Origin of the sequence: uncultured Thiocystis sp., assembly GCF_903866365.1 — a bacterium.
Taxonomy (GTDB): domain Bacteria; phylum Pseudomonadota; class Gammaproteobacteria; order Chromatiales; family Chromatiaceae; genus Chromatium.
Genome location: NZ_CAIPNF010000395.1, coordinates 1 through 9,465, shown reverse-complemented (window position 1 = coordinate 9,465; position 9,465 = coordinate 1). Strand labels below are relative to the sequence as shown.

11 protein-coding genes are annotated in these 9,465 nt (G+C 61.1%); 9 read left to right on the top strand and 2 right to left on the bottom strand.

Annotated elements, in window-relative coordinates:
* The first annotated feature begins 202 nt into the window (after positions 1-202).
* From QZY07_RS21935 to brxL, 8 genes are all read left to right on the top strand, one after another.
* Positions 203-511, top strand: coding sequence for a BrnT family toxin (locus QZY07_RS21935; RefSeq protein WP_295407442.1), 309 nt, complete (start codon positions 203-205; stop codon positions 509-511).
* On the top strand, positions 508-708 hold the full coding sequence (locus QZY07_RS21930) for a hypothetical protein (protein ID WP_295407440.1): 201 nt from the start codon (positions 508-510) through the stop codon (positions 706-708). The genes QZY07_RS21935 and QZY07_RS21930 overlap by 4 nt, the downstream gene beginning before the upstream one ends.
* Positions 709-725: 17 nt before the next feature.
* On the top strand, positions 726-971 hold the full coding sequence (locus QZY07_RS21925; RefSeq protein ID WP_363184670.1) for a DUF2281 domain-containing protein: 246 nt from the start codon (positions 726-728) through the stop codon (positions 969-971).
* A 175-nt stretch (positions 972-1,146) separates the two neighbouring features.
* Positions 1,147-1,371 carry a DUF433 domain-containing protein gene (locus QZY07_RS21920; RefSeq protein WP_295407438.1) on the top strand — a complete coding sequence of 75 codons (225 nt, stop codon included), beginning with the start codon at positions 1,147-1,149 and terminating at the stop codon, positions 1,369-1,371.
* An 83-nt stretch (positions 1,372-1,454) separates the two neighbouring features.
* Positions 1,455-1,709, top strand: coding sequence for an AbrB/MazE/SpoVT family DNA-binding domain-containing protein (locus tag QZY07_RS21915; RefSeq protein ID WP_295407435.1), 255 nt, complete (start codon positions 1,455-1,457; stop codon positions 1,707-1,709).
* 5 nt (positions 1,710-1,714) lie between these two features.
* On the top strand, positions 1,715-2,116 hold the full coding sequence (locus QZY07_RS21910; RefSeq protein ID WP_295407445.1) for a type II toxin-antitoxin system VapC family toxin: 402 nt from the start codon (positions 1,715-1,717) through the stop codon (positions 2,114-2,116).
* 18 nt (positions 2,117-2,134) lie between these two features.
* Positions 2,135-4,735: a BREX-1 system phosphatase PglZ type A gene (pglZ, locus tag QZY07_RS21905; protein ID WP_295407432.1), complete on the top strand. Its 2,601-nt coding sequence runs from the start codon at positions 2,135-2,137 to the stop codon at positions 4,733-4,735.
* A complete protein-coding gene (brxL, locus tag QZY07_RS21900) occupies positions 4,725-6,767 on the top strand; it encodes a protease Lon-related BREX system protein BrxL (protein WP_295407429.1) in 2,043 nt (680 codons plus the stop codon). Before pglZ ends, brxL begins: the two co-directional genes overlap by 11 nt.
* A gap of 282 nt (positions 6,768-7,049) precedes the next feature.
* Here brxL and QZY07_RS21895 read toward each other — a convergent pair whose 3' ends face one another.
* Together QZY07_RS21895 and QZY07_RS21890 are read right to left on the bottom strand one after the other, a co-directional pair.
* The gene (locus tag QZY07_RS21895) at positions 7,050-7,445 is read right to left on the bottom strand and encodes a hypothetical protein (RefSeq protein ID WP_295407426.1); all 396 of its coding nucleotides are present in this window, start codon (positions 7,443-7,445) and stop codon (positions 7,050-7,052) included.
* A gap of 969 nt (positions 7,446-8,414) precedes the next feature.
* Positions 8,415-8,675 carry a hypothetical protein gene (locus QZY07_RS21890; protein WP_295407423.1) on the bottom strand — a complete coding sequence of 87 codons (261 nt, stop codon included), beginning with the start codon at positions 8,673-8,675 and terminating at the stop codon, positions 8,415-8,417.
* A 357-nt stretch (positions 8,676-9,032) separates the two neighbouring features.
* On the opposite strand from QZY07_RS21890, the gene QZY07_RS21885 reads away from it, so the two are divergent.
* Positions 9,033-9,465 (top strand): hypothetical protein (locus QZY07_RS21885; protein WP_295407420.1); only part of this gene is annotated, 433 nt, incomplete at its 3' end.

Genomic DNA, 9,465 nt, shown 5'->3' with positions numbered 1-9,465 from the left:
CTTTAATAACCTAGCGAATAAGATAAAGCTTTTTGCAAACGAAATTTTCGATCCAAATTATAAGAAAAGAGAGACATCCTTAGGTCGTTTAAATAGGTTGCTTCTGGAAGTCCAGGCTTAAAAAATCCCGAACACCTATGAATCATGGCTGAAAAGATCCATGAATCCGTGATCTATAAAATCGTGTAAAAAGAGATCGGTGATGCCAGAAAACTTTGAGTTTCATTTTGCATGGGATATCGCCAAGGCCGCCATCAATCGCCACAAGCACGGCATCAGCTTCGATTTGGCGTCCACGATATTCCGCGACCCGTTGATGCTGTCCATCCCGGACGAAGAGCACCGCGAAACCGAGGAACGCTGGATCACGATAGGCCAGGCAGAAAATGGCAGGCTGTTGCTGGTTGTCCATACTTACCTGGAGATCAGTGCGAACGCCGCCAATGTGCGGATGATTTCCGCGCGGCCTGCGACCAGGCATGAACAACGTCAATATGAGGCAGACCGATGAAACAGGAATATGATTTTTCCAAAGGCGAGCGTGGGAAATTTTTCCGTGAAAACGCCAGACTGAACTTGCCGGTCTATCTTGAAGAAGACGTTCAGACTTATCTTCAGGAGCGGGCCAAATCAAAGGGCATGGATCTGGCCCAGCTTGTCAATGAGATGCTCAGGCAGGATATCAAGCTGGCTGAAGCGGTAAAGTAGCTGATGCGAACGCGGAGATTACGGTTATAACCATCGCCGAACAGATCTACCAGGAAGTCCGGACATTTCCCGACGAACTGGCGCGCGAAGTCCTCGATTTCGTCGGCTTCATTGAAGCCAAGTACGCCTTGAAATCAGCGTCCGAGCGGGATTTGCCGCCGGCCAAACGCCGGGCGCGCATGCCGGGCAGTGCCGTGGGCAAGCTGAAAGTGTTGGTGGAGGATGACGAGCACCTGAAGGACTTCCAGGATGACATGCCGTGAGAGTCCTGCTCGATCGCGATCCGTTCGACCGCCTACTGATCGCGCAGTCGATGGCCGAAGGGATACCCGCTGGTCAGTTGCGATGGACACTTCGATGCCTACGGGATCTCTCGGATCTAGTGAGCGGAAGACCAGCGCACCGATTGAAAAGCCCGAAACCCATCAGGAGGTCTCCATGAACGACCGAGAACGCATGACCGTCGAGCCGGGCAAACGTGGTGGCCGCCCCTGCGTGAGAGGGCTACGCATCACCGTTGACGATGTGCTGGACCAACTCTCCACCGGGATGTCTCCGGAGCAGATCATCGAGGACTTCCCGGAACTGGAGCTGGAAGACATTCACGCCTGCCTGGGGTTTGCCGCGGATCGTGAGCGGCCGATCGCGGGGCTTCAGGCGTGAGAAAACCTCGGCATCGCGCCATTGCCTGAGTGACGCTGGCCGACTACCATACATACATCCAAGTATGTACATACACCGCCATCATGAGCACCTTGACCACCCGCGTTTTTATGAACGGCAACAGCCAGGCCGTGCGCATCCCGGCTGAATTCCGGCTCGACACCGAGCGCGTGGAGATCCGGCGCAACGCGGACGGCGATCTGGTGCTCCATCCGCTGCGCCAGGCTCGCGGTCAAGCCCTGTTACAGGCCCTCGAAGGCTTCGATGGCGAATTTGTCGCCGCGCTCGAAGCCGGTCGCGACGAACAGCCCCGGCTACAGGATCGCGAAAGCCTGTGAACTACATGCTCGATACGAACATCCTGATCTATTTGATCAAGCACCGGCCTCCCGGCATTGCCGAGCGTCTCGATGCCCTGCCGGCGGAGGATGGACTCTGCATGTCGTTCGTCACCTATGCCGAGCTGCTCAAGGGCGCGGAGCGCAGCACCCGCAAGCCGGATGTCCTGCGTCGGCTGGATCGTCTCACCCGGCAGGTGCCGGTGTCCTATCCGAGCCATCATCGAATCTGCCAGCATTACGCCGAGCAGTTCACCCGTCTCAAGGCGGCGGGCACACCCATTGGCGCCAATGACCTGTGGATCGCCTGCCACGCGCTCGCCGAGACCGCGACCCTTGTGACCCACAACCTCCGCGAGTTCGAGCGGATCGCGGGATTGTCCGTGGTGACTTGGGTCGAGTCGTAAAGGAGCGGGCCGATGGACATGCAACGGATTGAAAGCGCACTCACGGACCAGTTCGTGACGGAAGGCCAGCGCCTCGTGTTCTGGAATGACCCGGAACGGGAGTTCGAGGACAGCCTCGCCACCCTGAACCTGGAGGCCGTCACCCTGCTGCGGCTCGATGCGCATCCGGCGCTGGCGGTCAAGGTCCGCCTGGAACAGGAGGATCCGACCGGTCGCTATCTGCTCTATGCCCCTGCCGAGCCGCCGGAGCCTGAGCAGGACTGGCTGCTCGATATTCGCCTCTACAGCGCGAGCTTTCGGGCTGATCGCGCTTCCATGCTGCTGGCGGAGCTGGGACTGACGCAGCAGGCGTTACGTCCGCATCTGGCGGAACGGGCCAAATTCTTTGCCAATCGGGAGCGGCTGGAGCGGCTGAAGAAGCTGGTGAGCCCTGACGATGGCGCGCTAGACCTCGACCGCAAGCTCATCGCCGTGCTGGTCAAGGCCGATCAGCCGGAGTTCTTCACGATCCTGATCGCCCTGTTCGATGCGATCCCCGAGGGCAATCTCGATCTCCTGCCGCCGGCCTGGGATGAACTGGAGAAGCAGGGGGTGCGGGCGTCGTTCTGGGCTTTGGTTGCAAATCAGTTCGGGTATCAGGAGGAGACGCCGAACCTCAAGAATCTGTTGATCCGGCTGATGGTATCGGATCTCGACCATGCCTGTCAGGCGAGCCTTCCAGATGGATTGAAACACCTCATCCTGGCGCGTCAGGGCACCGCCAATGCGGTGGTCTGTCTCGCGCAATGGCGCGACAGTCTGACCCGTGGACCGTCCTATGACACCCTGTCCGCCGTCGTGGCTCAAGCCATCAAACTGGCGTCGCATCTGGGCGCACTGAGCATCGATGACCTGGCGGAGGTCAAGACCTTCCTGCTGGTCGAGCAGACCATTGCCAGCCGTCTGCGCGACCGGGTGCTGGAGACCGTGGAGACGATCAAGCCGGAGTCGATCCGCGCGATGGCCTCCCGCCGCCAGGACGGCTACTGGGCCGCACCGGGGCTGCCCAATACGCCATCCGCCCCGCGTCGGGCGCTGTTTGCGGTCTATCAGGCGCTCCAGATCGCCGCCGATCTGTTTGCTTTGCGCAACGCGCAGATGGGTGGTTTCGGATACCCGGACGCTAAGGCCCTGTTCAGTGCTTATACCCGCGAACTGTACCGTTACGATCAGCGTTACCGACAGTTCTGCGAGTTTGCGGATGCTGCCGAGTCATGCGACTGGGACATCCTCAAATCGCTGCGCCAGACGGTCGAACAGGTGTATGGCACCGGCTTCGTCGCGGAACTGGCGCGGCAGTGGAATCGGCACCTGGAGTCTGGCCTGCTGGATCGCTGGCGGATCGACGGGATTCCCAACCAGCAGGGGTTCTATGCACGGGAAGTCGCGCGCGTGCTGGCAAAAGGAGCGGATCGACGGGTGTTCGTGATCATCAGCGATGCCTTTCGCTATGAGGCCGCGCAGGAACTTACCGAGCAACTCAATGGCCAGTATCGTCTGGATGCGACCCTGTCCACGCAGCTTGGGGTACTGCCGTCCTATACCGGGCTGGGCATGGCGGCGCTGCTGCCGCACGGGACGATCGATTACACCGAGAGCGGCGGCATCCGGGTCGATGGGCTGCCATGCGGATCGCTGGAACAGCGTGGCAAGCTCCTGGAATCGGTGCAGGGCGTGGCGGTGAAGGCGGACATCTTCATGTCGATGAAAAAGGACGAGGGCCGCGCCTTCATCAAACCGTACCGGGTCGTCTATGTCTATCACAACCAGATCGATGCGGTGGGCGACAGCGCCGCCACCGAGGATCACGCCTTCGACGCCGTGCGCCAGGCCATTGATACGCTGGGCGATCTGGTCGGCAAGATCGTCAACAGTCTCAACGGCAATCACCTGCTCATCACCGCCGATCACGGCTTTCTGTTCCAGGAGACCCCGCCGGGGGAGACCGACAAAAACAATCTGTCCACCAAACCCGCAGGCACCCTGCTGGCGAAGAAACGCTATCTGTTGGGACGGAACCTGCCCGCGAGCGACCAGGCGTATCGCGACTCCACTCAAGTCACCGCCGGCGCGGAAGGCGGCATGGAATTCTGGATCCCGAAGGGGGCCAACCGCTTTCACTTCGTCGGTGGCTCGCGCTTCGTGCATGGCGGGGCCATGCCCCAGGAGATCGTGGTGCCCGTCATCCGCGTCCAGCACGTCAAGGACACCGCCAAGGCGAGCAAGACCAAGACCCACACCGTGGGGGTTAGCGTGCTGGGGAATAACTTTAAGGTCACCACCAACCGGCATCGTTTCCAGTTGATTCAGACCGAGCCGGTCGGTGAGCGGGTCAAGCCGATCACGCTGAAGATCGGCCTCTATGACGGCGACGAGCCGGTCACCAATCTCGAAACCCTGACCTTCGACAGCCCCTCGTCCGATATGAATCAGTGGCAGAAAGCCGTGAGCCTCACCCTGGAAGGGCGGCGCTTCGACAGCAAGCGGGTCTACCAGTTGATCCTGCGCGACAGCGAAACCGGCGTGGAAGAGGCGCGCTTTGACGTGACCATCGATCTGGCCTTCACCAATGACTTCTGAATCGCTCGACGGTGGCATCGACGCGCTGCTGAATCGCCATTTCGCCGGCAAGGTCGTCCGCAAGGATCTGACCAAGCTGATCAAGGAAGGGGCGAACGTCCCGGTCTACGTGCTGGAGTACCTGCTCGGGATGTACTGTGCCTCGGATGACGAGGCGATCATTCGCGACGGGCTGGAGACGGTGAAGACCATCCTGGCCGAGAACTATGTGCGCCCCGACGAGGCGGAGAAGGTCAAGTCCAAGATCAAGGAGCGCGGCAGCTACAAGGTCATCGACAAGGTGACGGTGCGGCTCAACGAGCGGCGCGATGTCTACGAGGCGCTGCTGTCGAACCTGGGGGTCAAGGATGCCGAGATCCCCGGCACCTACGTCAAGCAGTTCGAGAAGCTGCTGGTGGGCGGGATCTGGTGCATCGTCACCGTGCACTATTTCTTCGAGGAAGGCCAGAAGGGCTCGCCTTTCACCATCGGCGATCTCAAGCCGATTCAGATGCCCAACCTGGATCTGGAGGGGCTGTTCGAGGGGCGCAAGGCATTCTCTGAGTCGCAGTGGCTCGATGTCCTGTGCCGCTCCACGGGCATGGAGCCGGCCAATCTCACGGAGCGGGTCAAATGGCACCTGCTGGCCCGGATGATTCCCTTCGTCGAGAACAACTACAACGGCTGCGAGCTGGGGCCGCGCGGAACCGGCAAGAGCCATCTCTACAAGGAGATCAGCCCCAACAGCATCCTCATCTCCGGCGGTCAGACCACGGTCGCCAACCTCTTCTACAACCTGGCGCGCCGCGTGGTGGGGCTGGTCGGCGTCTGGGATGTGGTGGCCTTCGACGAGGTGGCGGGGATCTCCTTCAAGGACAAGGACGGCGTGCAGATCATGAAGGACTTCATGGCCTCCGGCTCCTTCGCGCGTGGACGCGATGCCGTCCAGGCCGGGGCCAGTTTGGTCTTTGTGGGCAACCTCAATCAGCCGGTCGAGACCCTGGTGAAGACCAGTCACCTGCTGGCTCCTTTTCCGGTAGCCATGATCGACGCCGCCTTCTTCGACCGCTTCCACGCCTACATCCCCGGCTGGGAAGTGCCGAAGATGCGCCCCGAGTTCTTCACCAATCAGTACGGACTGATCACCGACTACCTGGCCGAGTTCATGCGCGAGATGCGCAAGCGCAGCTTCTCCGATGCCATCGACCGCTTCTTCAAGCTCGGCAGCAATCTGAACCAGCGCGACACCATTGCGGTGCGGCGCACGACCTCGGGGCTGTTGAAGCTGCTCTATCCGCACGGCGACTATGACAAGGAGGCTGTGCGCCGCTGTCTGGAGTACGCCCTGGAGGCCCGGCGCCGAGTGAAGGAGCAGTTGAAGAAAATCGGCGGCATGGAGTTCTACGACGTGCATTTCTCCTATCTCGATCAGGAGACACGCGAGGAGACCTTCGTCAGCGTGCCCGAGCAGGGCGGCGATAAGCTGATCCCGGATGGCCCACTCAATCCGGGAGTGCTGCATACCATCGCCACCGGCAGCGGCGGTCATCTCGGGCTTTATCGGCTGGAGACCCAGACCACGGCTGGCAACGGGAAATTCAATGTCTCGGGGCTGGGATCGAACAGTGCGGCGAAAGAAGCGGTCAAGGTCGCCTTCGATTACTTCAAGGCCAACCTCAGTCGGGTGAGCGGCTTGGCGAAGGCCGGCGAGCATGACTATCACCTGCACACCGTCGAGCTGCACCACACGGGAGCCGCCAAGGCGCTGACCCTGACGAGCTTCGTCGCGCTGTGCTCCGGCATCCTGCAAAAACCGCTTCAGAGCCAGATGGTGGTGCTGGGCGACATGAGCCTGGGCGGGAGTGTGATTCCCGTCGAGAACCTCGCCGGATGCTTGCAGGCCGCCTTTGACTCCGGGGCCAAGCGTATTTTGCTACCCATGGCCAGCGTCGTGGATATTCCGACCATTCCGGGCGAACTGTTCGCGAAATTCCAAACCTCCTTTTATGCCGATCCGGTGGATGCGGTGTTTAAGGCGTTGGGGGTGGAGTAATCCGAGACTCCGAGACTGACTGGGACGCATGGCCAAACGTTGCTTCCAGCGATTCCGGCTCCTCGGCGAGGAGGTCTTCGTCATCGTTGGAAATGCCCGCAGCGTCTCGTTCAGTGCTCGCTTGCCCTTGATCCGTTGTTCGATTGCGGCTTGGTTTCGCTGGTCGTGCATGGATGATGCACCTAGGGGTTTATCGTAGGTCGTGCTTCGGGGCTTGGACCATGCCGAGTGACGACATCGCGGTCGATCAGGCCAGCGGCATCCGCACCGATTGGCGCCGCTTTACCCCTCGAGCTTCTTCAACGGATCGTACTCGAAAGTCGGGCGCTTGAACTCCTGATAGACGGCGGGGTTGCTTCGCTGTGTCGCTAACGTCGGGGTCACCCGCAGCGCTGGGGTGGCCACGGAAGCCGCGACCGGCGCGGCGACTGGCACGACAGCACGCCCTTCCCGCCGGATCCGCGCGAGCGTTTTGGCAAAGGTGCGGGGTCGGATCGCGATCCCGGCGGCGGCAAGCTCGGCGAGGATGTCGGTCGACGACGCCCCCGCCCGCTGGGCGGCCTCGATGTCCGGCAACAGGGCGCGCAGCGACATGGCCACCGACCGGTGTGGCGGATGTTGTGCAAGTGCCTGCAAGCGGGTACGGGCCTGGGTAAAAATGTCATCGTCGTGGGGCATGCGTCGGAACTCCGTGTCGATCGAAGGAGATTATTTGGGGATAGATGGTGCGAAGGAGGGGCTGACAAAGCGATCTTCTCGCCAGTTAGCGTCGCTGACAAGGGCTATCGTTGGGAAACTTGCTGGGCCGGTTGTCGATCGATTCGCTCCACTTTCAGGACATCCTGGGTTAATTCTGGGGATCATGCGGACGCAGGTCTGGGCATCCCGCCCCGGCAACGGCTTCGGTCGCCACCCTCGGACCTTGCGCTTTACCCGAAGCGGGATTAGGCTGCTGGCAGGCAATGTCTGCGGTTCTGACAACCGGCGTCGCCCATCTGTTCGAGATTCTGTTGCCGTTCGACTCGGCAAAGCCAGGGAGGCTTCTCGCAGACGCCCCGATTCAACGGGCGGTAGACAGGTCGCTTACTGGCGCGACTCACCAAGTCCCTTTCCCGACCGCCGCTTTTTTCACGCGGCACTGTGCGTTCCAGCGTAACGCCTGATCCCGGCCTGTCTGTCGAGAAGAGACAAGAAACGTGCGCCTGCACGATTTTCACCGCTCGCACACCTCGCATACTCTTCAACCCGAACCGTTCCCGCGCCAGGGATCTGTCGTCTGCGCGTTGCGCCGCGCCGCGTTCAGTCGACAGATTTCCCCGCGATCTCACTTGGTTGAGATCGCACCCCCGACCGCTATTTGTAGTGATCCTACAACGGCCTGTCGGGTACATCGCCTGCGCGGGCGATCCATCAAGACCGCGCGCACCACCGGCAAGCCTTGTGCTTGCGTTCAACCCGCCAGCGCCGCTGGCATGATGGAGACGGGCGATCCGTCAGCCGATGACCCGCCACGCTGACAAGCGTCAGAACATCCGTGTTCTCCGTACCCAGCGGAAAACCTCCGGCACGCCTCGCGCTCGCTGACCCTCACAACCCACCGGCGGTGCCGGTCTTCGCCTCGCACGGACGCGCCTGCATCCCGTCCAACTAGATCCAGTCCTGCACCCAGCGCGCACCCTCAAAAAGGGTCTCAATCTCTCCGCGAGAAAGCTCGTCCTCCAGGACGAACGTCGACGGCATGTCGGTCGGCCGTCCAGCCCCCTCATGAATGGCTCGCTCTATTCGGGAAAGACCGCGATGGTCGAGAGCAACGCCCAGGGCCATTCGGCCCCAACCTTGATCACGCTCGACGATCGCAGACAGTCCCTCGCCCCGGCGGTCTTTGTCCACAAAGACCGCCGACAGCAATCGCTTGTTTCCATTCGCTTTAAAAGCGTTATCCCAGCACTAAAACACCACACTAAAACCGCTAGACGCCTGTCTGTTGGGCACCGGGGCGGAACCCCGGCAGGTCTATCGCCACGCCATTTCCGTCGTCGTCTCACCGCGCCAGGCCACTGACGCAACGTCCCCCGCCAACGCGGACGGGCGAGCGACCTCAGAGGTTCAGACCACCTCCACGCAAGGAAGCAGAACGGTCTTCGACGTCCTCGGCAGGACGTAAATCTGCCCACCGCCATCGCCTAGCCTTGGGCTGCAAGGTCATCACTTACCGATTTCTCGCGGAAAGATGGCGGATTTTTTCAACGCTCGATGGGAGTTGCCATGGGGAAATATGCCAGCGCACGGAATTTGGGCTTCGGCAAGAACCTGGATTACGCCGGGCGCGAAGCCCTGCACGCCTATTACGCCGATGGGCATTTCGGATCGGTCGCGGCGCATGGCGACCGCTGGAATCAATTTGCGCACTGGGCCAAGGCAGAAGGCATCAAAGACCTGTCCAAGGCGGATCAACAGGCGACCGCCGAACGCGATGCCCAGCACGTCGCCGCGCGCGTCCAGGCCCAGGACATCGGCATTCAATACGGCCAGAATTTGATCTCGACGGTGAATGTCACGTTCGCCGCGTTGCGGGGTGACGATCAGATTCGCGTGTCGCCGTCGGCGGTCGTCGGCGAACGCTCGCAAGTGCGGACCCTCGTGCCGGGCGCGCTGGACCGCGAGCGCGTGAATCAAGCCACTGCGGCCTTACGGGACG